General features: G+C 63.2%; 25 protein-coding genes. 15 read left to right on the forward strand and 10 right to left on the reverse strand.

Features of this window, described 5'->3' with window-relative positions; translation table 11 throughout:
• Positions 1–38 precede the first annotated feature (38 nt).
• Entirely contained in the window at positions 39–794 is a 756-nt protein-coding gene (locus QMO80_RS07115) for a DeoR/GlpR family DNA-binding transcription regulator (protein ID WP_283199445.1), read from the forward strand.
• Here QMO80_RS07115 and QMO80_RS07120 read toward each other — a convergent pair whose 3' ends face one another.
• Positions 795–1,802, reverse strand: a complete 1,008-nt coding sequence (locus tag QMO80_RS07120; protein WP_283199446.1) for an asparaginase — start codon at positions 1,800–1,802, stop codon at positions 795–797.
• Positions 1,803–2,505: 703 nt separating this feature from the next.
• Between QMO80_RS07120 and QMO80_RS07125 the strand changes: the two genes are divergently transcribed.
• Entirely contained in the window at positions 2,506–3,744 is a 1,239-nt protein-coding gene (locus QMO80_RS07125) for an MFS transporter (RefSeq protein WP_283199447.1), read from the forward strand.
• Here the strand turns inward: QMO80_RS07125 and QMO80_RS07130 are convergent.
• On the reverse strand, positions 3,723–4,346 hold the full coding sequence (locus QMO80_RS07130) for a metalloregulator ArsR/SmtB family transcription factor (RefSeq protein WP_283199448.1): 624 nt from the start codon (positions 4,344–4,346) through the stop codon (positions 3,723–3,725). The genes QMO80_RS07125 and QMO80_RS07130 overlap by 22 nt on opposite strands.
• A gap of 103 nt (positions 4,347–4,449) precedes the next feature.
• Here QMO80_RS07130 and QMO80_RS07135 point away from each other — a divergent pair, with 103 nt between their 5' ends.
• Entirely contained in the window at positions 4,450–5,871 is a 1,422-nt protein-coding gene (locus QMO80_RS07135) for an MFS transporter (protein ID WP_283199449.1), read from the forward strand.
• Positions 5,872–5,969: 98 nt separating this feature from the next.
• Here the strand turns inward: QMO80_RS07135 and QMO80_RS07140 are convergent, their stop codons facing one another.
• The 4 genes from QMO80_RS07140 to QMO80_RS07155 form a co-directional block, all read right to left on the reverse strand.
• Positions 5,970–6,968: an NAD(P)H-quinone oxidoreductase gene (locus tag QMO80_RS07140; RefSeq protein ID WP_283199450.1), complete on the reverse strand. Its 999-nt coding sequence runs from the start codon at positions 6,966–6,968 to the stop codon at positions 5,970–5,972.
• A gap of 76 nt (positions 6,969–7,044) precedes the next feature.
• Positions 7,045–8,862 (reverse strand): GGDEF domain-containing protein, encoded by a 1,818-nt coding sequence (locus tag QMO80_RS07145; protein WP_283199451.1) that lies wholly within the window; start codon positions 8,860–8,862, stop codon positions 7,045–7,047.
• A 157-nt stretch (positions 8,863–9,019) separates the two neighbouring features.
• Positions 9,020–9,262 (reverse strand): type II toxin-antitoxin system ParD family antitoxin, encoded by a 243-nt coding sequence (locus QMO80_RS07150; RefSeq protein ID WP_283199452.1) that lies wholly within the window; start codon positions 9,260–9,262, stop codon positions 9,020–9,022.
• 162 nt (positions 9,263–9,424) lie between these two features.
• Complete coding sequence (locus tag QMO80_RS07155; RefSeq protein ID WP_283199453.1) at positions 9,425–9,973, reverse strand: HdeD family acid-resistance protein; 549 nt, start codon at positions 9,971–9,973, stop codon at positions 9,425–9,427.
• 142 nt (positions 9,974–10,115) lie between these two features.
• Between QMO80_RS07155 and betI the strand changes: the two genes are divergently transcribed.
• The 3 genes from betI (at position 10,116) to betA (ending at position 14,064) form a co-directional block, all read left to right on the forward strand.
• The gene (betI, locus tag QMO80_RS07160; RefSeq protein ID WP_283199454.1) at positions 10,116–10,751 is read left to right on the forward strand and encodes a transcriptional regulator BetI; all 636 of its coding nucleotides are present in this window, start codon (positions 10,116–10,118) and stop codon (positions 10,749–10,751) included.
• Complete coding sequence (gene betB / locus QMO80_RS07165; RefSeq protein ID WP_283199455.1) at positions 10,748–12,211, forward strand: betaine-aldehyde dehydrogenase; 1,464 nt, start codon at positions 10,748–10,750, stop codon at positions 12,209–12,211. Before betI ends, betB begins: the two co-directional genes overlap by 4 nt.
• Before the next feature lie 203 nt (positions 12,212–12,414).
• Entirely contained in the window at positions 12,415–14,064 is a 1,650-nt protein-coding gene (gene betA, locus QMO80_RS07170; protein ID WP_283199456.1) for a choline dehydrogenase, read from the forward strand.
• Between the two features lie 65 nt (positions 14,065–14,129).
• Here the strand turns inward: betA and QMO80_RS07175 are convergent, their stop codons facing one another.
• The 3 genes from QMO80_RS07175 to QMO80_RS07185 form a co-directional block, all read right to left on the reverse strand.
• The gene (locus QMO80_RS07175; RefSeq protein WP_283199457.1) at positions 14,130–14,477 is read right to left on the reverse strand and encodes a type II toxin-antitoxin system HigA family antitoxin; all 348 of its coding nucleotides are present in this window, start codon (positions 14,475–14,477) and stop codon (positions 14,130–14,132) included.
• Positions 14,478–14,601: 124 nt separating this feature from the next.
• Positions 14,602–15,075, reverse strand: a complete 474-nt coding sequence (locus QMO80_RS07180; RefSeq protein WP_283199458.1) for a DUF6644 family protein — start codon at positions 15,073–15,075, stop codon at positions 14,602–14,604.
• A gap of 18 nt (positions 15,076–15,093) precedes the next feature.
• A complete protein-coding gene (locus QMO80_RS07185) occupies positions 15,094–15,480 on the reverse strand; it encodes a DUF6152 family protein (protein ID WP_283199459.1) in 387 nt (128 codons plus the stop codon).
• A 142-nt stretch (positions 15,481–15,622) separates the two neighbouring features.
• Here QMO80_RS07185 and QMO80_RS07190 point away from each other — a divergent pair, with 142 nt between their 5' ends.
• Positions 15,623–16,966 (forward strand): chloride channel protein, encoded by a 1,344-nt coding sequence (locus tag QMO80_RS07190; RefSeq protein WP_283199460.1) that lies wholly within the window; start codon positions 15,623–15,625, stop codon positions 16,964–16,966.
• On the opposite strand, the gene QMO80_RS07195 is transcribed toward QMO80_RS07190, so the two are convergent.
• Positions 16,967–17,413 carry an Rrf2 family transcriptional regulator gene (locus QMO80_RS07195; RefSeq protein ID WP_116272703.1) on the reverse strand — a complete coding sequence of 149 codons (447 nt, stop codon included), beginning with the start codon at positions 17,411–17,413 and terminating at the stop codon, positions 16,967–16,969.
• 419 nt (positions 17,414–17,832) lie between these two features.
• Here QMO80_RS07195 and QMO80_RS07200 point away from each other — a divergent pair, with 419 nt between their 5' ends.
• From QMO80_RS07200 to QMO80_RS07235, 8 genes are all read left to right on the forward strand, one after another.
• Positions 17,833–18,591, forward strand: a complete 759-nt coding sequence (locus QMO80_RS07200; protein WP_283199461.1) for a phosphoadenylyl-sulfate reductase — start codon at positions 17,833–17,835, stop codon at positions 18,589–18,591.
• A 115-nt stretch (positions 18,592–18,706) separates the two neighbouring features.
• On the forward strand, positions 18,707–19,660 hold the full coding sequence (gene cysD / locus QMO80_RS07205; protein WP_010034611.1) for a sulfate adenylyltransferase subunit CysD: 954 nt from the start codon (positions 18,707–18,709) through the stop codon (positions 19,658–19,660).
• 1 nt (position 19,661) lies between these two features.
• Entirely contained in the window at positions 19,662–21,158 is a 1,497-nt protein-coding gene (cysN, locus tag QMO80_RS07210; protein WP_283199462.1) for a sulfate adenylyltransferase subunit CysN, read from the forward strand.
• A gap of 382 nt (positions 21,159–21,540) precedes the next feature.
• Complete coding sequence (locus tag QMO80_RS07215; RefSeq protein WP_283199463.1) at positions 21,541–22,041, forward strand: NADH-quinone oxidoreductase subunit J; 501 nt, start codon at positions 21,541–21,543, stop codon at positions 22,039–22,041.
• Positions 22,041–22,343: an NADH-quinone oxidoreductase subunit NuoK gene (nuoK, locus tag QMO80_RS07220; RefSeq protein WP_017961910.1), complete on the forward strand. Its 303-nt coding sequence runs from the start codon at positions 22,041–22,043 to the stop codon at positions 22,341–22,343. Before QMO80_RS07215 ends, nuoK begins: the two co-directional genes overlap by 1 nt.
• A gap of 4 nt (positions 22,344–22,347) precedes the next feature.
• Complete coding sequence (locus tag QMO80_RS07225; RefSeq protein WP_283199464.1) at positions 22,348–23,811, forward strand: monovalent cation/H+ antiporter subunit D family protein; 1,464 nt, start codon at positions 22,348–22,350, stop codon at positions 23,809–23,811.
• Entirely contained in the window at positions 23,808–24,062 is a 255-nt protein-coding gene (locus QMO80_RS07230; RefSeq protein ID WP_283199465.1) for a hypothetical protein, read from the forward strand. The genes QMO80_RS07225 and QMO80_RS07230 overlap by 4 nt, the downstream gene beginning before the upstream one ends.
• On the forward strand, positions 24,055–25,815 hold the full coding sequence (locus QMO80_RS07235) for a Na(+)/H(+) antiporter subunit D (RefSeq protein WP_283199466.1): 1,761 nt from the start codon (positions 24,055–24,057) through the stop codon (positions 25,813–25,815). Before QMO80_RS07230 ends, QMO80_RS07235 begins: the two co-directional genes overlap by 8 nt.

Genomic DNA, 25,815 nt, shown 5'->3' on the forward strand with positions numbered 1-25,815 from the left:
ATATCGGGTCTCTACGTTTAATTTCGTGCAGAGAACCTATGCTGACGTCCCAACGAAAAACCCTCATCCTCGACATATTGCGCCGTGACGGCCAGGTGATCGCCAAGCGCGTCGCCGAGGATTTTTCGCTTTCGGAGGACACGATCCGGCGCGACTTGAGAGAATTGGCGGCGGAGGGGCTGTTGAAACGGGTGCATGGCGGGGCGATGCCGCTGTCTCCCGATCTGCCCGATTTCACCCAGCGCCGCAGCGTCTCGTCCGAGATCAAGGCGCGGCTCGGGGCGGCGGCGGCGGCGATGGTCAGGCCGGGGCAGATGATCTTTCTCGACGGCGGCACGACGACGGCGGAAATCGCCCGGCATCTGCCACGCGACATGCCGCTGACGGTGGCGACCCACAGCCCGACGATCGCCGCCGAGCTGGAGCGCCATCCGACGGCCGAGGTGATCCTGACCGGCGGGCGGCTCTACAAACATTCGATGGTGGCGACGGGTGCCGCGGCGATGGCGGCGATCTCGCAGCTGCGTCCCGACCTGTTCTTCCTCGGCGTCACCGCGGCCCATCCCGTGCACGGGCTTTCCACCGGCGATTTCGAGGAAGCGGCGATCAAGCGGCATATCGCCCGCTGTTCGGCCGAAACCCGTGTGCTGCTGACGGAGGAGAAGTTCGACCTCGTCTCGCCCTGCCCGGTGCTTGCAATTTCCGAGGCGGCGGGACTGATCGTGCCGGCAGAAATGCCTGCAGAACGGCTGAAACCCTATCGTGATCTCAATGTCGCGATCGCCGCAGCATAGTCACTCAGTCAGGGCCGAGGTGACCCTGATATCGCCGACATGGATGCCATTCCAATTGCGCATCGAGGTTGCGGCAAAGGCCGTCAGGGCGGCATACACCTCGCTCTCCGTCTCGAAGAAACGGGCAAGTGTCGCCGCCACCATGGCTTCGGCGGCGCGGGTCGTGCCGTCCTCGCATTTCAGCGCGATGGCGATGCCCTTTTCCGGGATCGCGGCGCAGAAGACACCCTCGGCGCCTGTCTTGACGAAGATGCGGTCGGGGGCGATCTGCATCAGTTTCGTGCAGGCGCGGCCGGAGCCGGCGACATAGAAGGGCTCGGCCATGCAGGCCTCGATCAGCCGGCGGGATGCCTTGGCGCGCAAGGGCTCCAGGCCGGTGCCGGTCGCCATTTTGGCAAAACCGTGGGCAAGGCTCCGGAGCGGCACGGCATAGGTCGGGATCGAGCAGCCGTCGGTGCCGCAGCTCTCGGCGCCAAGCACGGCGCCGGTCAGGCTTTCCATCGCCGCGCGGATTTCGACCTGCAGCGGGTGCCCATAGCCGACATAACCCTTCGGATCGATATCCTGATGGCAGCAGGCGCAGATGAAGCCGGCGTGTTTTCCCGAGCAATTGTTGTGCAGCGCGGTCGGCGCCTCCAGCGCGCGGGCCTGCTGGATCAGGACCTTCTGGCTCATCGACCAATGAGCGCCGCATTCCAGCGCCTCGGCATTCCGACCGGCGCGCGCCAGCATCGAAGCAGCGAGCGCCACATGCTCGTCCTCGCCATTATGCGAGGCGCAGGCGAGCGCCAGCTCCTTGTCGCCGAAACCATAGGCGTCGGCCGCACCGCTTTCGATAAGCGGCAGCGCCTGCATCGCCTTGCAGGCAGAACGCGGGAAAACGGCGGCGTCGATATCGCCGAGCGAGAAAACGAGCTTGCCGTCGCCGTCGACGACCGCCACCGCGCCACGATGGCGGCTTTCGACGAGCAGGCCACGGGTAACTTCAACGGTGACGGGATTGGTCATGGGCTCTCATCCTGATGCTGCGGGATGCATAACGCGTCCGGCGGCTAAAGCCAACGGGGCTTTGCTGCTAGATGGCGGCGCGGATAGCTGGTGATGAGGCGGTCAACGGGATGTTTGGCAGAAACGTCACCCCACACTCCGTCCTCCCAGGCCTTGAGCCGAGGACCCATGCCTGTTGCCGGTAGAGGCCAGCATGGATCCTCGGGTCAAGCCCGAGGAGGACGGAGGGCGGGGTGGACTTCTGGAGCAAGTACCGCGACGGACGGTGGAATGGGAGATTAGTTTCGTCCCCGCCGCGCTCAGACCGGCCTTGAAGTTGGATGCCTTGAGACGATATCCTGCAACCCAGCATTTGAAGGAATTGTTTTGCAATCAGGCCCATCCATTTCAGAGTTCATATTGTGGCTATTTTTCACGGTCGTCTCTCTCAGCCTGGCGTGCTGGTTGGCGCGCCGACCCAAAAGGACAAGCGTTGGAATCATCCTTGGAGCACTTCTGGGGTTGACCTTGATGTCCATCGCCTCAGCTCTGGTCGGTTTCCTGGGAAACGTTCTTCCCTTCGGGCAAATCGACTTCTGGCTCTCCAGTTTGACAGCGCAGATCTGAAGCAAACATTCATCACAGGAATTGACCGAAGCGATCGAAAACTATCGTTTCTCTGATGCGTCCGATGCAGTTAAAAGTGGTGCGTCAGGAACCGCCCATGTCATCCACCTTCTCCTTGATCCTGCGCGACAATAGGATCCGCATTCCTGCGGTGACGCTCGTCGCGCTCGCCTTTACCTATGCCTCGACCGCGCCCTATCAGTCGATCATCGGGATCAACGAACTGGGCTTGAGCAACGGCGCCTATTCGGCGCTGATCTTCTTCTCGGCAATCGTCAACGTCACCACCAGCCTGACGCTCGGCATCTGGTCCGACAGGCTGAAAGAGCGGCGGCCGCTGGTGCTGGGGCTTTCTGTCGCCGGCATGCTCGGCTTCGGGTCGATCGCGATCTTTCACAGCCCCGCCATCTTCATCGTCTCGACGCTGTTGCTGGTGCCGATGAGCAACTCCACCTATTCGCTGCTGTTTGCCAGCCTGCGCGCCCGGACCAACCAGATGGATCGCGGCCAGGCGGCGGGGATCACGGCAACAGTGCGGGCGCTGTTTTCAGGCTCCTGGGCGCTGGCGCCGGGGATGATCGGTCTTTATCTCGTCAATTCGCCGTCGATGACGCCGGCCTACGGGATCGCCGCGCTGGCAAGCTGCACCTGTTTCTGTCTGTATTTCTTCTTCGCGCCCGGAAACGGCACAGCTGGCCCGGCCCCCGATCACGTCGGCTTCCTGGCGTCGCTGAAGCGGATCTTCATGCCCTATGTGCTGGTGCGCGTCATCGTCATGGCGATGCTGTTCGGGCTGCAGCGGCTGAATGCCATGCTCCTGCCGCTGATCATCACCCATGCGGCTGACGGAAGTGTCGTCGATGTCGGCTTCATCGCCGGGCTGACCGCCTTTCTCGAAATGCCGTTCATGGTGATGTGGGGTATGGCGCAGCGACGGTTCCGCACCGCGCATGTGCTCGCCTTCGGCGCGCTGATCTACTGCTGCTATCTGCTGCTGCTCGGCTTTGCCGCCGCACCCTGGCACATCTATGCGCTGCTCCTCCTCAACGCCTGCGGGGCGGCGGCAATCCTCAGCGTGCCGATCACCTATCTGCAGGACCTGATCGCAGACCGGCCGGGGCTCGGAACCTCGCTGATCTCGCTCAACACCTTCATCGGCACCGGCATCGCCGCCGGGCTTTTCGCCTTCGGCACGGCGATCAGCGACTATTCCGGCACCGCCTTCGTCGGCGCGGCCGCGGGTCTGGCGGCGATCGGAGCACTGCTCTATCTCGAAAGCGCCAGGCGCCAGGCGGCGCTTTCAATCGCTCCGCCTCAACGCGGCGTGATGCGATAGGCGCAGCGGCGGGCGCCCAAGAGGATGTGTTCGCTGCGCTCGACGTCGGCGCCGAGGGCGGTGCGGAAGGTTTCGAGTTCGGAGCGGCAGAAGCCGGCGCAGGCGGTGGCAGCCGCGCAGATCGGGCAGTGATTTTCGACCAGCATGAAGGAGCCGTCAGCCTGCTGCCAGTGATCGGCCATATAGCCCTCGCGGGTGCGGATGGCGGCAAGGCCTGCGATACGCGCGGCAAGGTCGCCGGCATTTTCCAGTTCGAGCCGATAGCGCTGCAGCGTCTCGGCCTCGCGGGCGGAGATGACGGTATCGAGGGCTGCGGATCCAAGCTGTTCGGTGAGCGTGACGAGAAGGTTTGCCGTTAATTCGGCATGGCCGTCCGGGAATTGGCGGTTGCCCACGGCGGTCAGGTGCCAGAGCTGACGCGGCCGGCCCCTGCCCGTGGCGCCGACGGTGACCGGCTCCACCAGCCCCTGCTCCGCCAGCTTGGCGAGCTGCTGGCGAGCGGCCTCGCCCGAAATACCGAGCGCATCGCCGATCGCGGCGCCGAGCTGCGGGCCGTCGGTCTTTATCAGGATCAGGATGCGGTTGGCGGGCGACTGGCGCATATTTTTCCAAGAGATATCTTGTTTTAATCCGGACGGCATGTAATTTTCCAATTTATAACTTGGGAAATAATCCTTCGCCAGCAAAAACATCGAGATCGTCCCCATGTCGGATATCGACCAGACCGCAACCATTCCCAGCGCGAACTCACTCCTCCGCCTCTTCCTGCCCGAGCATCTGCCGGCCACATTGATCCTTGCCGGCGGCGTGACGCTCTATGCGGTGGAGACCTACATCATGGCGACGATCGCGCCTTCGATCGTGCGTGATATCGGCGGGCTCGCGCTGTTTTCCTGGGTCACCAGCCTGTTCGTCGCCGCCGCCGTGCTCGGCTCGATCTTCGTCGCCATGCGGCCGCGGGGGATCGGGCTTCGCGCCGTCTATGTGATCGCGGCGCTGGTCTTCGGCGTCGGCAGTCTGATTGCCGCAGCCGCACCGTCGATGCCGGTGGTGCTGGTCGGACGCGCGGTGCAGGGGCTCGGCACCGGGGCGCTGGCAGCGCTTGGTTATGCCTTCATCCGTTTCGTCTATCCCGAGCCGCTATGGACGAAGGCGACGACGCTCTATGCGGCGATCTGGGGTGTGTCGACCGTCATCGGGCCGACGCTTGGCGGCTTCTTTTCCGCCGGCAGCAACTGGCGCTACGCCTTCATCGTGCTGGTGCCGCTCGGCCTGACGATGGCAGTGCTGGCGCCGCGGCTGCTGCCCGAAGTCGAAGACGATCGCGAACAGACGAAAACGCCCATTGCCCAGATCGGGCTGCTGCTCGGCGCCGTGCTGATGGTCAGCAGCGCCGGCACGATCGAGACGACGGCCGCGAAAATCGCTTTGATCGCGGCCTCGGTCGCCGCGGTCGGCGGCATGCTCATCATCGAGGGCCGAAGCCCGAACCGGCTGCTGCCCGCCGGCGCGGTCAGCCTTTCCCGGCCGATTGCACGGGTGTACCTGATAATGCTTGCGATGACCGTCGTGCTCGTCAGCGACGTCTTCATTCCCTATTTCCTGCAGGTGCTGCATGGGGTGACGCCGCTTGTCTCGGGTTACCTAGTGGCGCTCGTCGCCCTCGGCTGGACCTTTTCGGCCTTCCTCAGCGGCTCGCTGACCGGCCGCCGCGCGCAGGCGGCGATCGTTGCAGGTGCGCTCATCGAGGCGGCGGCGACCCTTTCGCTGGCGGTCTTTCTCGCAGGCGACAATCCGCAGGCGCATACGCTCTTCATCGTGCCGGCGGCTACGGCCATGTTCATGATGGGTTTCGGCGTCGGGCTCGGCTGGGCGCATCTCGTCGCCATGGTCCTGACGCTCGTCGCCGACAACGAGCAGGACAAGGCGTCTTCGGCGATCCCGACGATGAGTTCGCTCGGCGGCGCTTTCGGCGCGGCCTTCGCCGGCGTCATCGCCAATGGCGCCGGCCTCGTCGATCCGGGCGGCATATCGGGCGCACTTTCGGCAGCCCACTGGCTCTATTTGCTGATGGCGCTGCCCGGCATTCTTGCCGTCGGCGTGTCACTAACGCTTAGAACAGGATGATTTTAGGCGGGTTGGCCTAAAATCTGAATCCTGTTCTAAATTAAAGAGTTAGAGCATGATGTCGACCGAAAACCGCCCACACTTTTCGGCATCATGCTCTAACCCAGACGCAGCACGATCTTGCCGATGTGGCTGCCATCCTCCATCAGCCGGTGCGCCGCAACGACGTCCTCGAAGGCAAAGACCTTGTGGATGACGGGGGCGATGGTGCCGGCTTCGAGCAGCGGCCAGACCTCGGAGAGCAGATCGTCGCGGATGGCGCGTTTTTCCTCCGCCGTGCGCGGGCGCATGGTGGAGCCGGTGACCGTCAGGCGCTTGACCATGATCGGCGACAGATTGACCTTTTCGGCAACGGCGCCGCCGAGGAAGGCGATGATCGACAGGCAGCCGTCTTTTCCAAGCGAGGCGAGGTTGCGCTCGAAATAGGCCGCACCGATCATGTCGAGGATGATATCGACACCCTGGCCGGTCTCGGCCTTGATCACCTCGGCGAAATCCTCGCTGCGGTAATTGATCGCCCGCTTGGCGCCAAGCCTTTCGCAGGCCTCGCATTTCTCGCTCGAGCCTGCCGTCGCATAGACCTCGGCGCCGAAGGCGCGGGCGAGCTGGATCGCCGTCGTGCCGATGCCGCTGGTGCCGCCATGGATCAGCACCGTCTCGCCTTCGGTCAGCCCGGCCATCTGGAAGAGATTGGCCCAGACGGTGAAGAAGGTTTCCGGCAGGGCCGCGGCCTTGACCGCATCATACCCCTTGGGAAAGGGCAGGATCTGGCCTGATGGCAGCAGGCAATATTCGGCATAGGCGCCGCCATTGGCCAGGCCGCAGACCCTGTCGCCGAGGCCGTAGCCGCTGACGCCAGGGCCAATCGCAACGATTTCGCCGGACAGTTCCAGGCCGAGGATCGGGCTCGCATCCCTGGGCGCGGGATAGCTGCCCTGGCGCTGGGCGACATCGGGACGGTTGACGCCGATCGCCTCGGCGCGCACCAGAACCTGCCCCTCACCCGGCAACGGCAGCGGGCGTCTGCCGATCTTCATCACCTCTGGTGCGCCGAAGGACTTGAGATCGACGAAACGCATTTCCTGCGGCAGTGACATGGCGCGACCCTCCCTGATCGGAACCAGGAAATAAGTCAGCCCCGCGGGCTTGGAAAGGCTTGATGTGGCAAGGGCGTCAATTCGCCTCGCCCAGCAAGTGAAAGACGAGGCCCTCGTCGCTCTCCTTGGCGGCCGACTTGATGACGGCGATCTCGGCACTGACCCGGTTGATATCGTCGATAACCAGGCCTTCCGGCAGTTCGATGACGCCGATCGAGCAGCGCATCAGCGGAAACAGGGTTTCGGCGCCGCTGCGATCATGGCCGAGAATGCGGCCGGCGGCGCGATGTTCGTCGGAATAGAGATCGAGCACGTCGTCGTGGAAATCGCTGATCAACCGATCGAGAATCTCGGTCAGCTCCTCCTTCGTCCAGCCGACGACGCCGATGAAGAAATCGTCGCCGCCGACATGGCCGAGGAAATGGCGCTCGGCGAAGAAATAGCGGCGCATCAGCGCCGCAAACAGCGAGATCGCGTGATCGCCGAGATGGAAGCCGTAGGCATCGTTGAACGGCTTGAAATTGTCGAAATCGCAATAGCAGAAGTGGCGGACCTCATCGCCGTCGCGGCCGGACTGGCGCATGAAATCGCGGATGGCGCGATTGCCCGGCAGGCCGGTCAGCGGGTTCTGGTCCTGGGCGGTTTTCAGCTGCTTCTCGTTGATCACCTTGATCAGCGAGGCGGCGGAGACGACGCCGGCATAACGCATATTGTCGGTGAGGATCAGGCAGTTGCTGCCTTCCATATTGGCAAAGATCGCCATCAGCTGCTCGGCGTCGCTGTCGAGGCCGACGATCGGCGCCATCTCGACGAAATGCGAGATGCTGCGCTCATACATCTTGTTCTTCAGCAGATCGCGGCCGAAGGGCTGATAGATATATTCCTTGAGATGCTGCTCGTGAATGATGCCGCGCGGCTCGCTATTGGCGTTGAGCACGGGAAAGAAGGCCTGGCGCGGGTTGCGGCGGAAAAGCTCGAAGACGCTGTCGATGCTGTCGTTCTCGTAAACCGTCGGCAGGAGTTCGATCTGCTTGCGGATGAGGATCTCGTCGAGCGACTGGCTGCCGCGCTTGGTCTTTCCGACTTCCTGCAGATGCGGGAAGGACGGCGCCAGTTCCGACATGTGCGTCGTCGGCCGGGAGATGAACCAGCCCTGGACGAGGTCGACGCCATATTCGCGGCAGGCGATGAATTCGGCCTCGGTCTCGATGCCTTCGGCAATGACGCGGGTGCCGAGCACATGGGCGATATTGACGATGCTCTTCAGCAAGTGGCGCTTGCGCGGGCTGCGGTCGATCTCGGCGACGAAATGGCGATCGATCTTCAGATAATCGACGGCATGATCGCAAAGCAGCTTCATTTCGCCGTGACCGACGCCGAAATCGTCGATCGCCAGCTTGAAACCGGCCTTGCGCAGCTTCGAAACAAGGGCCGCAAATTCCGGCACGCTGGTATTGTCGAAGCGTTCGGAGAATTCGAAACAGATGGAGGACGGCGGAATATTGGCCTTCCGCAGGTGCTGCAGCAGGTTCTCGACCAGGCGTTCGCCATGCGGGATCAGCCGGACATCGAGATTGAGGAACAGCGTCGAGGTGGAGAAATTCGACAGCGTGGCGAATTTGGCGAGCGCGCGGCTGGCAAGCATCTGCTCGAGCTGCAGCAGCTGACCGGCCTGATGGGCCTCGTCGAGAATGTCGACCGGCGTGTCGTAGCCGATGCGCTCCTGGCCGCGCATCAGGGATTCGTAACCGAACACCGTGCCGGTGCCGGCCTCGACGATCGGCTGGAAAGCGTTCTCGACCACGAGCTTGGCAAGCGTGACGATCTGATCGCTGGCGTAGCGGCGCAGGACGCCGGGCTCGACGGTGGCTGCCAGGGAAGTCCCGCTCTTCATGTGGCTGATCTCCACTGCGACGTGTTCTTTTTCATCCGGAACATGCCGCGGAAGGATCAATGAACCCTTTCGCCAATATGAAAGTTTTGTGAAAGACGCGGGCCATCGCCACGCGTTCCGCGTTTATCCGAATTCCAGAATACAATCAGGCGCTTATTCAAGCCGTACGACGGCGCTGTGCCTCATGATCGGCGAACATGTCGGCAACGCATCTGCCGCCGGATGGAGTGCCCTCGTCGTCGAGGACATCGTCGCGGAATTCGTTGAGCTTGCGGGCGCTATCCCAGAGGCGGAGCGCCTCACGGACGACCTCGCTGCTCGAGGCATAACCGCCATTATCGACGGCGGCGCGGATGCCCGCTGCCTGTTGCGGAGAGATGGAAACGGTGACCATCGGCATGAACTTCCTCCCTTTTTTATTCAGGCAGAACCCTGCCTTTGGGGGACGCATGACCATTTGCGGCGATCGTACACAGGACCACCCGCTTTTGGGGAGCGGTCCATACACCTTAAGTCTAATCCCCTGTCATGTCCTTGTCAAAATAGGCGTATCGAAAAGGCTTCAACTGCGGATGCCGAGGCCGAAGGCGATCATGGTCGAGCCCTGGATGATGAGATCGACGGCCAGGAACAGACCGAGGACCCAGAAGCTGTTGACCGGCCAACCGAGCGCGATGACGAAGCCGGCCAGCGCCGTCATGACGCCGCTGGCCGCGATCCAGCGCCAGCCCTTTAGCGGCCGCATCCGCATCCCGACCCAGAGACGGAAAATGCCGGCCACCAGCAGTGCAATGGCCAGAAAAAACGTCAAGGCCGCCGAGGTGAAGATGGGATTGATGAAGGCGCAAATGCCTGCAAGCACGTAAAGCACGCCGCTCAGAGCCCAGAAGAGCACCTGATCCCAACGGCGCACCTGAAAAGCGTGGACGAGATAGATGACGCCGCCTGCCAGCATGAGCATGCCGACATAAAAGACCGAAGCGACGGTCGCCATCAACAGGTTGCTGAGAGCGATGAGGCCACAGATAAGAAGCAGCACGCCGAGGCCGAGGAACCAGACCCATTTCGACCGAAGCGGGGATCCGGGCATTTCGTTGAAGACGCTGGTCATGGCACACCTCCTGATCAACTTCGAATATGTTGCGCCCGCTTCTCCGGAAAAGATCTGCGCGAAATCAATTCGGCCAATATTTTTGTTGATTGATCAGTCAATCAAAAATATTCTTATCGAAAATGCGTGAGGAGTTGGCGTTTTGCCGAAAGTCGGAATGGAGCCAGTGCGCCGCAAGGCGCTTGTCGATGCGGCGCTGCGAGTGATCGGCGATCACGGCTCGCTGGCTGTCACCATGTCCGATATTGCCCGCCAGGCCGGCGTCTCCCCTGCTCTCGCGCATCATTATTTTGGCAGCAAGGAGCAGTTGCTGATCGAGACGATCCGCTCGCTTCTCAGGCAACTGCGCCGCGATACAGTCGCCGCGCTGAAGGCCGCCCGGACGTCGCGCGAACGGCTTTCGGCCGTCATCCGCGTCAGCTTCCACGCCGACCAGTTCGCGCCGGAGACGATTGCCGCCTGGCTTGCCTTTTACGCCGAAGCGCAGCGTTCGGAGGAGACGCGGCGCTTCCTGGTGATCTATGCCCGCCGGCTGCGCTCCAACCTGCTTGCCGATCTCAAGGCGCTGCTGCCGGCCGACGCCGCAGAACGCATCGCCGAGGGCGCTGCGGCGATGATCGACGGGCTGTACATCAGGCAAAGTCTGAAATCGGCGCCGATCGGTATCGAAGCCTCGATCGCGCTGACGGAGGATTATCTGAACGCGCTTCTGGCCGCTACCTCCCCTTCCAGGCGAGATGGGACAACCACATCGAACACCCAAGGACAAATGACATGAAAGCCCAGCCGAAAGCCTCGCACTTCATCGACGGCGAATATGTCGAGGATAGCGACGGCACCGTTATCGAGAGCCTTTATCCGGCGACCGGCGAAGTGATCGCCCGCCTGCATGCGGCAACGCCTGCGATCGTCGAGAAGGCGATCGCCGCGGCCAAGCGCGCCCAGCCGGAATGGGCGGCGATGAGCCCGATGGCGCGCGGCCGCATCCTCAAACGTGCCGCCGACATCATGCGAGAACGGAACCGGGCGCTGTCGGAACTGGAAACGCTCGATACCGGCAAGCCGATCCAGGAGACGATCGTCGCCGACCCGACCTCGGGCGCCGACGCCTTCGAATTCTTCGGCGGTGTCGCACCGGCCGGCCTCAACGGGTCGCATATCCCGCTCGGCCAGGATTTCGCCTATACCAAGCGGGTGCCGCTCGGCGTCTGCGTCGGCATCGGCGCCTGGAACTATCCGCAGCAGATCGCCTGCTGGAAAGGTGCGCCGGCGCTGATCTCAGGCAACGCCATGGTGTTCAAGCCCTCGGAAAACACCCCGCTCGGCGCCCTGAAGATCGCCGAGATCCTGCACGAGGCGGGTCTGCCGAAGGGGCTCTTCAACGTCATCCAGGGCGACCGCGACACCGGCCCGCTGCTGGTCAACCATCCCGATGTCGCCAAGGTGTCGCTGACCGGATCGGTGCCGACAGGGCGCCGGGTGGCGGCGGCGGCGGCCGGCAGCCTCAAGCATGTGACGATGGAGCTCGGCGGCAAGTCGCCGCTCATCGTCTTCGACGACGCCGATCTCGATTCGGCGGTCGGCGGGGCGATGCTCGGCAATTTCTATTCCACCGGCCAGGTCTGCTCGAACGGCACCCGCGTCTTCGTGCAGAAGGCTGTTAAGACCGAATTCCTGAAGCGGCTGAAGGCGCGCACCGAGGCGATGCTGATCGGCGACCCGATGGATGAGGCGACGCAGATCGGCCCGATGGTTTCCTGGGCGCAGCGCGAGAAAGTGGTCGCCTATATCGAGAAGGGCAAGGCCGAGGGCGCAACGCTCGTTGCCGGTGGCGGCATTCCCAACAATGTCTCCGGCGAAGGCTATTATGTGCAGCCGACCGTGTTTGCCGATGTCACCGACGACATGACCATCGCCCGCGAGGAGATCTTCGGGCCTGTGATGTCGGTGCTCGATTTCGACGATGAGGACGAAGTCATCGCCCGCGCCAATGCCAGCGAATTCGGCCTGTCGGGCGGCGTCTTCACCGCCGACCTCACCCGCGCCCACCGCGTCGTCGATCGGCTGGAGGCCGGCACGCTCTGGATCAACACCTACAACCTCGCACCGGTGGAAATCCCCTTCGGCGGCTCGAAACAATCCGGCTTCGGCCGGGAGAATTCGCTGGCCGCACTGGAGCATTATTCCGAGCTGAAGACGGTTTACGTCGGCATGGGGCCGGTGCAGGCGCCTTATTGAACGGCGCAAGACGCTGCCCCTCACCCTAACCCTCTCCCCGCTCGCGGGGAGAGGGGACGTGGCAAACGGGGCGGTCAAGAATGCCGAAACGGTGCGGCATATCCCTTCTCCCCGCGAGCGGGGAGAAGGTGGCGGCAGCCGGATGAGGGGCAGGCTCGGCGAACAAACAGCCGGCCGAAGGGCAATTCGAGAAAGACAAGACCATGCAAGCAGATTTCGTCATCATCGGCTCGGGCTCGGCAGGGTCCGCCCTCGCTTATCGCCTCTCCGAAGACGGCAAGAATTCCGTCCTGGTCATCGAGGCGGGCGGCAGCGATTTCGGGCCGTTCATCCAGATGCCGGCGGCACTTGCCTGGCCGATGAGCATGAAGCGCTATAATTGGGGTTATCTCTCCGAACCAGAGCCCAACCTCAACAACCGGCGCATCACCGCGCCGCGCGGCAAGGTGATCGGCGGCTCCTCCTCGATCAACGGCATGGTCTATGTGCGCGGCCATGCGGAGGATTTCAACCGTTGGGAGGAGCTCGGCGCCGGCGGCTGGGCCTACGCCGACGTTCTCCCCTATTTCAAGCGGATGGAGCATTCGCATGGCGGCGAGGAGGGCTGGCGCGGCACCGAGGGGCCGCTGCACGTCCAGCGCGGCGGCTTCACCAATCCGCTGTTTCGCGCCTTCGTCGAGGCCGGCAAACAGGCGGGCTTCGAGACGACCGAGGATTATAACGGCAGCAAGCAGGAAGGCTTCGGGTTGATGGAGCAGACCATCTTTTCCGGCCGCCGCTGGTCTGCCGCCAACGCCTATCTGAAACCGGCGCTGAAGCGGAAGAATGTCGAGATCGTCTACGGCTTCGCGCGCAAGGTGGTGATCGAGAACGGCCGGGCGGCCGGTGTCGAGATCGAGCGCGGCGGCAGGATCGAGGTGGTCAAGGCAAATCGCGAGGTGATCGTCTCGGCCTCCTCCTTCAATTCGCCGAAGCTGCTGATGCTGTCGGGCATCGGCCCGGCCGAGCACCTGAAGGAGATGGGCATCGAGGTGAAGGCCGACCGGCCGGGTGTCGGCGCCAACCTGCAGGACCATATGGAATTCTATTTTCAGCAGGTCAGCACCAAGCCGGTGTCGCTCTATTCCTGGCTGCCGTGGTTCTGGCAGGGGGTGGCAGGCGCACAATGGCTGCTTTCCAAGGGCGGGCTCGGCGCCTCCAACCAGTTCGAGGCCTGCGCCTTCCTGCGCTCCGCGCCCGGGCTGAAGCAGCCCGACATCCAGTATCATTTCCTACCGGTGGCAATCAGCTATGACGGCAAGGCGGCGGCCAAAAGCCACGGCTTCCAGGTGCATGTCGGCTACAACCTGTCGAAATCGCGCGGCAGCGTGACGCTGCGTTCGGCCGATCCCAAGGCCGACCCGGTGCTGCGCTTCAACTATATGAGCCATGCCGAGGACTGGGAGAAATTCCGCCACTGCGTGCGCCTCACCCGCGAACTCTTCGGGCAAGCGGCCTTCGACCACTATCGCGGGGCGGAGATCCAGCCCGGAGAGGGCGTGCAGAGCGACGAAGAGATCGACGCCTTCCTGCGCGAGCACCTGGAAAGCGCCTATCACCCCTGCGGCACCTGCAAGATGGGCGCCAAGGACGATCCGATGGCGGTGGTCGATCCCCAGACCCGGGTGATCGGCGTCGACGGCTTGCGTGTCGCCGACAGCTCGATCTTCCCGCACGTCACCTACGGCAACCTCAACGGCCCGTCGATCATGACCGGCGAAAAGGCCGCCGACCACATCCTCGGCAAACAGCCGCTCGCCCGCTCGAACCAGGAACCGTGGGTCAACCCAAGGGCGGCGGTCAGCGATCGGTGATGCTTGAGAGAGCTCTCGTCGCTTGTCGCGGGGATGTTCTGGAATTCAGCACTGTATGTCTATCGTCAAAGCGACAGAAATACCGATGCCGGAATGAGAAACCGCTCGCTCAGCGCGCGCGCCTGTCGAACGTTGATTTGTCGTTTCCTGCTCAAAATCTCAGACACGACGGATTGAGCGCCGACCTCCGGCAATTCGGACTGGCCAAGGCCCCGCTCCGCCATGATATAACGCAGCGCATCGGCTCCGGTCACGGGAGGCATTGGGCGGTTCTGCTCATCATAGGCCTCGACAAGGTCTCCCATGCGCGATGCAAGCAACGCCAAGGGATGATCCTCATCGTCGCCCACTTCCGCCAGAATCTTGTCAAGTAGCTCGACGAGATGATCATACTCGGCCTCATTGGCCGGCATGGCAAGAAGAGGGGCCATATGCGTCCAGTGCTCGCTTACCAGTTTTACAAGTGCGCTCGTCGGCCTAAGCTTCCATGCGCCTCTACCTCATTGCTATAAACTCATTTCGCATTCGATGATATCGTCAAAGAAACCCGATCCACCGCCCGGCCAATACGGCAGCGATCCAGGTTGCCGCCGACAGAATGGCGGCGAGGCGTAGGCCGGGCCGGACGATTCCTGTTGAAACCAGCGTTTTCCAGCCTCGCCCGAGATGCACCGCCAGGAGGTTGAGAAGGCCGAGCCCGATCAGGCAAAGCTTGGCAAGGAAAGCGGGATTGGCGGCATATTCGACGGCCCGGACGCTGAAGAGGCAGAAGCCGGTGAGAACGGCCGCGGCCAGGCCGATGCCGGCGGAGCGGGAGAGGAACGGCGCGACGATCTCCACCGGCACCTTGCGAAAGAAGCCGGCAAGCCTCAGATCGAGCGGCAGAATGGCGCCGACGAGCAGGCCGATCGCCAGGATATGGCCTGTATTGACGAACATGTAGAATGTTGCGGAGCGCCGGAGCGCGACCGCGGGTGCGGTGGCCGACAGCCATTCGAGAATGTCGATCACAGTTCGGCTCGCCCCAGGTCAGTTCGTCCGGATGCGATCCGGATAGATATCGTAGCGCTTCTCGCCGATGGTGATGCGCACGGCCTTCATCCGCTTCTCCTGCCGATCCTGCGAACGGTTTCCGAGCGCCGTCACTTGGTCGCCTGGTTTGGCGACACCCTCGACGAAGCCGGAGCGTTCCGTCTGGCGCGGATTGCCGAGTTCGACATGCCAGACGCCGTCATCGGCGGTCGCGACATCGAGCGTCGGATGCGGTCCGCCCCATGCTATTTTCTCGATGGTGCCGCGCAGCTCGATCTGGTCGGCCTCGGCCCAGGACCAGCCGTGGTGGGCGGCAGCGCTCGTCGCCAGGGCAGCCGACAGACCGACGGCAGCCAGCACATGCTTTGTCGAAAGTGCAAACATGGTTGTTCTCCCTACCCCAATGGACAGGCAGGTGGAGCATCGCGGCGGCGAGAAAAGGCATTTCACCAAATCTTGAAGAAAGAGATGGCCCCTTCCCCGCAAACCGGTTTAGGAAGAGGCCCTGTCCAACATCCGCTTCGGCATGCCAGTGTTGTATCGCAAATCCAGACTTTTTCGCAGATCCCGTGTCCTCTGGGGCTCCCTTGCGCTGTGGCGCCCGCGGCTGATCTTCTGGTGCGGCGCTTTTGCGATCGGCATCATCAGCGTCGGCTTTGCCAGGCTGGCCGACCTCGCCCAGCGCGCCTTTGCCGGCCTGACCGCGTCCGGCGAATGGAGTTTTCTGCTGCCGCTTGCCGTCACGCCGCTCGGTTTCATGCTGTCGGCCTATCTCGCCGCACGGTTTTTCCCGAATGCGCAGGGCAGCGGCATTCCGCAGGCGATCGCCGCGCGGCATCTGCGCGATCCCGAAGACCGCACCCGCCTGCTGTCGCTGCGGCTCGTCTTCGGCAAGATCGTGCTGACGGTGCTCGGCCTCCTCAGCGGCGCATCGATCGGCCGTGAAGGGCCGACCGTGCAGGTCGGCGGATCGATCATGCTGGCCGTCGCCCGTTTCGGCGGCATGGCGCAGGCCCGCGGGCTGATTCTTGCCGGTTCGGCCGCCGGCATCGCCGCCGCCTTCAACACGCCGCTCGCCGGCATCGTCTTCGCCATCGAGGAGATGAGCCGGACCTATGAGTCACGGGCCAACGGCCTGGTTCTGACGGCCGTCATCCTGTCAGGCCTCGCCGCGCTCGGGCTTGCCGGCAGCTACAATTATTTCGGCTCGACATCCGTTGCGCCGGCATCGCTGCGCGACTGGGAACTGGTGCTCGTCTGCGGCATTGGCGGCGGCGCCCTTGGCGCTGCTTTCAGCGGCCTTGCGCTGCATGCCGGCCAGCGTATCCGCCGTTTCGCACAGCCGCAGCCGCTGCGGCGGATGGTCTTGTTGGCGACCGTCTGCGGCCTCGCCGTCGCCGTCATCGGCATCCTGTCCGATGGTGCGACCTTCGGAACCGGTTACGACCAGGCGAAAGGCGCGGTCGAGGGCAATGCCCTGCCCTTGCTCTTCTTCCTCGAAAAGCTTGTCGCAGGCTTCCTGTCGATGATTTCGGGCATTCCGGGCGGCATCTTCGCGCCCTCGCTTGCCGTCGGCGCCGGCTTCGGCAGCACGGTCGGCCAGCTGATGGGCAGCGGCATCGCCCTTGCGGCAATTCTCGGCATGGCCGGATATTTTGCCGGCGTCGTGCAGGCGCCGATGACGGCTTTCGTCATTATTCTGGAAATGACCGGCGATCACCAGGCCGTCATCCCGATCATGGCCGTATCGATGATCGGCTACATCACCTCGCGCCTGCTGTCGCGCGAGCCGCTTTATCACGGACTGTCGCGCGTCTTCATCGCCGCGGCGATCAGAGCCCGGCGCGCCAGGGAAACGGGTGAAAGCTGATCAGGCGAGCAGCCGGGTGACCTCGGCGCCGTGCCTCGGGCCGACGGCATCGGCGATGGTGGTGGAGAACAGCACCTTGCGGGTGGCGTCGGCCACCTTGGCGAAGACGTGGCGGATCTGGCAGTTCTGTTCGCCGTCGCAATCGTCGCACTTTCGGTAGGCGGTGATCGACAGGCAGGGCAGCGGGGCGATCGGGCCGTCGATGATGCGCAGGATTTCGCCGAAGGTGATGGTGTGGGCGGGCTTCAGCAGCAGATAGCCGCCCTGTTTGCCGCGGCGGCTGACGACGATGCCGTGATGTTTCAGGTCGAGCAGGATCTGTTCGAGGAACTTTTTCGGGATCTTCTGCTGGGCGGCGATGTCGGAAATCATCACCGGTTCGTCGGCATCGGCATCCGCCAGAACCGTCAGCGCCCGCAGCGCATATTTCGCCTTTTGCGTAATCATCTCAGACCATCGACACACAGGCGGCGCGAATCTCCGCGCCGCTACGGAAGTACTTTCGCCTCTATGGCACAACCAGCATGAACGGAATTTGAACGCGCCGGAGAAAGCCTTGAGGAGCAAGCGTTTTCGGCCTTGTTTTTCCCTCTCGGCCAAGCTGTCACAATCTACGCCTAAACCGCCCTCTGCGCACCTTTTTCGGCATCACTTCAGATTTCGGATTGACAGGCCGCGTGTAACTCTACTATTTTTATAGACATACCAGCTGTTCGCGGGGATTTTTATCCTCGGGCGGCTGTTTTTTTGCATTGCGGCAGCTTCGGAGAGATATTTGCTCCTCCGGCCGCAGCTTTCGAAATCCCTTTTTCTGTCCGATCCAGGATTGAACTGCGATACTCCCGTCAACAAAGGACAGGATTCTCATGACTGTTATCAATAGGATTGCGGAAGAAGGGCCGATTGCGGAAGCCAAGGCGCTGAACGACAAGCTGGCAGGTCTCGATTTGGCCGGGCGTCTGTCGCTGGTCTCCGGCCTTGGCGGCCGCGTGGTGTTCACCACCTCGCTCGGCATCGAGGACCAGGTGATATCAGCCGAGATCGGCACGCATCGCCTGCCGATCGACGTCGCGACGCTGCAGACCGGCCGGCTGTTTGCCGAGACGCTGTCGCTGATCGAAGAGACGGAAAGCCAGTACGACATCCATATCCAACGCTACGAGCCCGAGAAGGCCGATATCGACGCCTATGCGGCGCAATACGGCCTCAACGGTTTCTACGAAAGCGTCGAAGCCCGGCATGCCTGTTGTGGCGTGCGCAAGCTGAAGCCGCTTGCGCGCGCACTCGAAGGCGCCACCATCTGGATCACCGGCCTGCGCCGCGGCCAATCGGCCAACCGGGCCGAAACGCCCTTCGCCGAATATGACGCCGAACGCCACCTTTTGAAGGTCAATCCGCTCGCCGATTGGGACCTGGAGGCAATCAAGGCCTTCGTGTCCGACAACGGCGTGCCGGTCAATCCGCTGCATGCCCGCGGCTATCCCTCGATCGGCTGCGAGCCCTGCACCCGGGCGATCAAGCCCGGTGAGCCGGAACGCGCCGGCCGCTGGTGGTGGGAGCAGGACGAGACGCGCGAATGCGGCCTGCATGTCGCCGAAGAGGCCGCCGTCATCGCCGCACAATAATCCACTTCACGGCTTACCGGATCAGGGCGCGGCGATCGCCGCAGGCCCCCGGTGAACCAACACCCGAGAATTTGCCTTGCGGGCAGCCGTAAGGATCGACAGTCTGGAGTAAGACATGCCCGATAGCCGTCCGGATACGGAACTCAGCAATCCCCAGAGCGCCAAGGCGCCGCTCGACCCGCATCTGAAGGCGCTGGAAAACGAATCCATCCATATCTTCCGCGAGGTCGCGGCCGAATTCGAGCGTCCCGTCATGCTCTATTCGATCGGCAAGGATTCCTCGGTGCTGCTGCACCTGGCGCGCAAGGCCTTCTATCCCGGCCGCGTGCCCTTCCCGCTCCTGCATGTGAACACCGGCTGGAAGTTCCGCGAGATGATCGCCTTCCGCGACGAGACCGCGAAGAAGTACGATCTCGACCTGATCGAGCACATCAATCCGCGCGGCGCGGCCGAAAACATCACGCCCTTCACCCATGGTTCGGCGGCTTTCACCGACATCATGAAGACCGAGGGCCTGCGCCAGGCACTCGATGCCGGCCAGTTCGACGCCGCTTTCGGCGGCGCGCGGCGCGATGAGGAGGCCAGCCGCGCCAAGGAGCGCATCTATTCCTTCCGTACCCCCGACCACCGCTGGGACCCGCGCAACCAGCGGCCGGAACTCTGGAACGTCTATAACGGCATGATCCGCAAGGGCGAGAGCGTGCGCGCCTTCCCGCTGTCGAACTGGACCGAGGTCGATATCTGGCGCTACATCCAGGCCGAGGACATTCCGCTGGTGCCGCTCTATTACGCCAGGAAGCGGCCTTTCGTGGAGCGCGACGGCATGATGATCCTGGCCGAGGATCCGCGCCTGGAACTTTTGCCCGGCGAAGTGCGCCAGGAAGGCATGATCCGCTTCCGCACCCTCGGCGACTTCCCGCTGACCGGCGCCATCCGCTCACAGGCGACCACGCTGGAAGAGGTGATTGCCGAACTCGAAATCGCAACGGTGTCCGAACGCCAGGGCCGCGCCATCGACCGCGACCAGTCCGGCTCCATGGAAAAGAAGAAGCGTGAAGGATATTTCTGAGATGACCGTAGTCCAAACCGCCGTCTCGGCCGCCACCGCCGTCAGCCTGCCCGCTGCCGAGCCGCAGAAGGCCCAGCGCGACTCGCGCCCGCTGCGCCTGATTACCTGCGGCAGCGTCGATGACGGCAAGTCGACCCTGATCGGCCGCCTGCTCTGGGACACCAAGGCTGTCAAGGAAGACCAGGCCGCCACGCTGCAGCGCGATTCCACCGGCAAGCAGAACGATCTCGGCCTGCCCGACTTCGCATTGTTGCTCGACGGCCTGCAGGCCGAGCGCGAACAGGGCATCACCATCGATGTCGCCTATCGCTATTTCTCGACCGACAAGCGCTCCTTCATCGTCGCCGACACGCCCGGCCACGAGCAATATACCCGCAATATGGCGACGGGTGCCTCGACCGCCGATCTCGCCATCCTGCTGGTCGATGCGCGCTTCGGCATTCTCGAGCAGACGCGCCGTCACGCGACGATCGCTTCGCTGCTCGGGATCAAGCAGTTCGTGCTCGCCGTCAACAAGATCGACCTGACGGGCTATGACCGCGCCGGCTTCGACAAGATCAGCCATGAATTCCGGGAATTTGCCCTGTCGCTCGGCGTCAAGCAGATCACCGCCATTCCGATGTCGGCGCTGAAGGGCGAAAACGTCGTCTATTCCGGCCAGGCCGCCATGCCCTGGTACAGCGGCCCGACGCTGGTGGAGACGCTGGAGCTTGCCACCGTGCGCTCGTCGCAGACGGTCGGCTTCCGCCTTTCGGTGCAGCGCGTGTCGCGCCCGGGCGAAAGCTTCCGCGGCTATCAGGGCACGGTTGCCGGCGGCTCGGTCAAGCCGGGCGACAGCGTCATGATCCTGCCGTCGGGCATGGTCGCCAATGTCTCCAAGATCGTCACCTTCGATCTGGTGCGCAATGCCGCCGTCGCCGGCGACGCGATCACGCTGGTGCTCGACCGCCAGGTCGATGTGGCGCGCGGCGACATGATCGTCTCGATCGACGCCCAGCCGCAGGTCGGCCTCGCCTTCGACGCGCAGATCGTCGCCCTCCAGCCCGAGGGCATCGAACCCGGCAAACGCTACTGGCTGAAGAGCGGTTCGCGCCGCCAGCGCGTCCAGGTGCAGCCGCTCAGCCAGCTGGAGCTGAAAACCGGCACCTGGAACGCCGCCCAGCGGCTCTACATGAACGCGATCGGCAAGGTGCGCCTCGTTTTCGACGAAGCGGCAATCTTCGATCCCTATGAGCAGAACCGCCAGTCCGGCTCCTTCATCCTGATCGATCCGGAGACCAACAATACGGTCGCCGGCGGCATGGTGACGGGCAAGCGCAGCGAACTCGGCGGCCTTCACACCGGCGACGCCCGCGTCATCCTCTCGCTGCCGGCCGACCTTGCCGAACAGATCATGGCCAGCGAACTCTTCGCCAGCCGCAGCCATGAGGCCGAAGTGCGGCGCATGACGGCGGCCGAAGCGGCCGACCTCTGGTCGAGCGCTGCAAGCGACATCTGACAAGAGATAAGGGGCCGGCAAGACTGGCCCCTCACCGACACCGAATCCGCTGGCTGCAGGGCTGGCGGATTTTTTGTCGAGCGGCGCTGTCGCAAATTCAATGATGAAATTGATCGGACCTTCGGACGTTGCCGGCTTCGCCGGGGAATTTGCCTTTTGGTGCATCTGAGCCCCATGGTGAAGCAATATCGGCCGGCGGGTTCGGGCTCATGCCTGTCGATACGCCGAAAATGTTAGGGCGACGCCACCCCTCGGATGCGACAATAATCTTGTGAAAAACTCGATATTAGGGCACAATTTTTGAACGCATCGGAAGTGCGGCGCAATCTCAGACCCGGCCGTTTGGCGCCGGGTGAGGGTTCGCGCCGGAGGGTCGGCGTCGATGGATCAGGGGTTCTTTCTTCTGTTCGCTACGGTGTCCGTGATCACCGCCTTGACGCTGGTCATGGCGCGCAATCCGGTTCACAGCGCATTGGCGTTGATGGCGTGCTTCCTGCAGATATCGGCAATCTTCGTCCTGCTCGAGGCGCCGCTGCTCGCGGTCATCCAGATCTTCGTCTATGTCGGCGCGATCATGGTCCTGTTCGTCTTCGTGATCATGATGATCGATGTGCGCGAAGCGGTCTTGCAACGGTTCCTGCCGGGCGGCAACATGCCGGCTCTGGTGTTGCTCGTCCTGCTTGGGATCGAGATGGTTGCGCTGGTGCTCTGGAGCGGCCGCTTTTCGCTCACGGAGCCCGTCACCGTCAGCGGTGGCGATCAGGTCAGGCAGCTCAGCACGACATTGTTCGCCGACTATCTCCTGCCGTTTGAAGCTGCGTCCGTCATCCTGCTGGCCGCGCTCGTCGGGGCCATCGTGCTGGCGCAGAAGGAGCGGGGATGATGGTTCCGCTCTGGTGGTATATTTTGCTCGGAGTGGCGCTGTTCGTGATCGGAGCGGCGGGCGTGCTGCTCCGGCGCAACATTCTGGTGGTGCTGATGTCGCTGGAGCTGTTGCTCAACTCGGTCAACATCAATTTCATCGCTTTCGGACGTTACTACGCCGATTTCCGCGGGCAGATTTTCGCGATCTTCGTCATCGCAATCACCGCGGCGGAGGTTGCCGTCGCCCTCGGCATCCTGGTCGCCCTCGTGAGGAACAAATCCACCCTCAAGGTCGACGACGTGACCATGATGAAAGGATAGTGGCTTGGACCCGGTGATATCGATCCGGCCGCTGCTTGCCGTCGCCGTCGCCGGCCTGGCGGCCCTTGCCGTTCTCCTCCTGAACAACCGTGAGAAACTCCGCGGTATCGTCTCGCCGCTGGCGGCAATCGGCATGTTCGCAATTGTCGTCTCGATGGCATCAACGGTGCTGGCGGGCGGGACGGTCGAATGCCGCCTGTTTGCGGTTCTGCCGGGGATCGACTTCGCTTTCCGGGTCGATGCGCTCGGCATGGTGTTTGCCACCGTCTCGTCGCTGCTGTGGATCGTCGCGGCGATCTATTCCATCGGCTATATGCGGCGCTTGAACGAGCATGCGCAGACCCGGTTCTTCGCCTGCTTTGCCGCCAGTCTCGCGGCGGCGGTCGGAGGCGCCTTCGCCGCCAATCTGTTCACGCTGGTGATCTTCTACGAGATGCTCACCCTCGTGACCTATCCGCTCGTTTACCACCACGAAGACGAAGAGGGATGGACCGGCAGCCGCAAGTACCTCGTCTATTTGATGGGGGCGTCAAAAAGCGTGCTTCTCGCCGCGCTGGCGCTGACCTACCACATTGCGGGATCGCTCGACTTTGTGCCGGGCGGCCTGCTGGCAGGGAGCGATGCTTCGGCGGCGCTGCTGACAGTCGTCTATTTCTGCTATCTCTTCGGCTTCGCCAAGGCTGCGGTCATGCCGATGCACGCATGGCTGCCTGCCGCGATGGTGGCGCCGACGCCGGTCAGTGCGCTCCTGCATGCCGTGGCCGTGGTCAAGATGGGCGTGTTCTGCGTGCTGCGGCTGGTGTTCCATGTCTTCGGCACGGGGCTGGTGGACGGGCTCGGACTCGGCATCGCCACGGCCTATCTGGTCTCGTTCACGATCCTGATGGCGTCGGTCTACGCCCTGACGCGGGACGACCTGAAGGCGCGGCTCGCCTATTCGACGGTCAGCCAGCTCTCCTACATCGTGCTGGGCGCGGTGCTGCTCTCGCCGGTCGCGATGGTCGGCGGGATCATCCACATCGCGGCGCATGCATTCTCGAAGATCACCCTGTTTTTCTGCGCCGGTTCGATCTATTGCGCGTCCGGCAAGCGCAACATCAGCGACATGGCCGGTATCGGCCGCAGGCTGCCCTGGACGATGGGGGCGTTCTTCGTCGGCTCGCTCAGCATGATCGGCGTGCCGCCGACGGCGGGGTTCGTGAGCAAGTGGTATCTGGCGCGAGGCGCGGTGGAGGCCGGCGAAATCGCGTTCCTGATCGTGCTCCTGACGAGTTCGGTCCTCAACGCCGCCTATTTCCTGCCGGTCAGCTATGTCGCCTTTTTCGGGACGGAGGCGCAGGCGAGCCCGGCGACGGTCCGCGAAATTCCGATGATGACGATCCCGCTGGTTGCGACCGCCATCCTGTCGGTGGCGATGGGCATCTTCCCCGACTATTTCGTCGCCTTGGCGGAAGGAGTTGTCAGGTGATAAAGCGCGTGGTCGATTTCTTTGGCGACGGAAACTATGCGACCGAACGGCGTCGGCTGTTCTATCTGGTGCTCGTCCTGATCGTCATCGCCGACGTCCTGGTGCCGCGCGAACACGCCGAATACCTGTGGGACCGCCTGCCGGTCTGGTCGGCCGTCTACGGCTTCTTGTCCTGCGTGCTGCTGATCTTCGTTTCCAAGTTCCTCGGTCATCGGACTGGGCTCATGCGGCGCGAGGACTATTATGACTGACTTCGTCCACCCCGCCCTGCTGTTCATTCTCGGCGCCCTGCCGATCCCCTTTCTGAACGGGTCGATCCGCAAGGCCTATCTGCTGCTGATCCCGATACTTGCGATCCTCACCGTGCTGACGATGCAGCCGGGCAGCTACGGCGCGGCATCGTTCATCGGGCAGGAAATCCTCATCGCGAAGGTCGACAAGCTGAGCATCGTCTTCGCAACGGTTTTCACCATCATGGCGCTGATCGGAACGGTCTACGCCCTGCACCTGACGCGCCCCGGCCAGCATGTCGCTGCGTTCGTCTATGTCGGCAGCGCGCTTGGCGTGGTTTTCGCCGGCGACTACCTGACCTTGTACCTGTTCTGGGAAGGCATGGCGTTTGCCTCTGCCTATCTGGTGTTCGCCCAGGGCGGCCGGCAGGCGGTTGCCGCCGGTTTCCGCTATCTCATGGTCCACGTCACCGGCGGCGTCGTTCTGCTCGGTGGCGTCATTCTCCACGGGCTCGCCACGGGTTCGCTGCTCCTCGGGCCGATCGAGGGCGGGATGGACGTCGGCGCCTACCTGATCCTTGCCGGGTTCATGCTCAACGCCGCGGTGCCACCGCTGAACGCCTGGCTGACCGATGCTTACCCGGAGGCGACCGTCACCGGGGCGGTGTTCATGAGCGCCTTTACCACCAAGACCGCCGTCTATGTCCTGGCGCGGACGTTTCCGGGGACCGAGCTTCTGGTTTGGCTCGGCACCGCAATGGCGCTTTACGGCGTCATCTACGCGGTGCTGGAGAACGACTGCCGGCGGCTGCTCGCCTATCATATCGTCAGCCAGGTGGGTTACATGGTGGCGGGTATCGGCATCGGCACCGAGATGGCCGTGAACGGCGCCTCCAGCCACGCCTTCGCGCATATCCTCTACAAGGCACTGCTGTTCATGGGCGCAGGAGCGGTGATCCACGTCACCGGCCGCCGCAAGCTCACCGAGCTTGGCGGGCTCTACAGGACCATGCCGATAACGGTGGCGCTCTATATGGTCGGCGCCCTGGCAATCTCGGCGTTTCCGTTCTTCTCGGGCTTCGTCACCAAATCGATGGTGATTGCCGCCGCCGGACAGGATCATCGGGCCCTGGTGGTGCTGGCGCTGACGATGGCGTCGTCGGGGACGTTCCTGCACACGGGCCTGAAGCTTCCGTATTACATGTTTTTCGGCGTGGACAGGAAACTGGAGGCGCGGGAGCCGCCGCGCAACATGCTGGTTGCGATGGGCATGGCGGCGGTGCTCTGCATTGCGATCGGGGTATTCCCGCAGCCGCTTTACGCGCTTCTCCCTTATCCGGTCGACTTCCAACCCTATACGGGCGTCCATCTCACCGAGAGCCTCGGCTTGCTGATGTTCACCGCACTGGGATTCGTGATCTTCCTCAGGGCGCTCGACCCGGAGAACACGATCAGCATCGACACCGACTGGTTCTACCGCAAGGGCGCGCGGCTGTTCATGTGGTTCGCCGAAAAACCGCTGGCGCGCTATGAGAAGGCGGTCAGCAACGTGTCCGAAACAGCCGCGCTGCCCTTCCTGCATGGGACGGCACGGGCGGGACTGTGGATCGATCTCGCCGGCGTGGACGCCGTCGTCAACGGCGTCGCCCGCTCGATCCTGCGCGGCGGCGGGCGGCTCCGGCGGCTGCAGACCGGCGTCGTGACCCATTATGCGCTGGCGATGATCGCTGGCGTGATCGCAGCCGCCGTAGTCTTCGCCGTGGTATGGCGGTAG

It is taken from the genome of Rhizobium sp. BT03 (assembly GCF_030053155.1).
Taxonomy (GTDB): Bacteria; Pseudomonadota; Alphaproteobacteria; order Rhizobiales; family Rhizobiaceae; genus Rhizobium.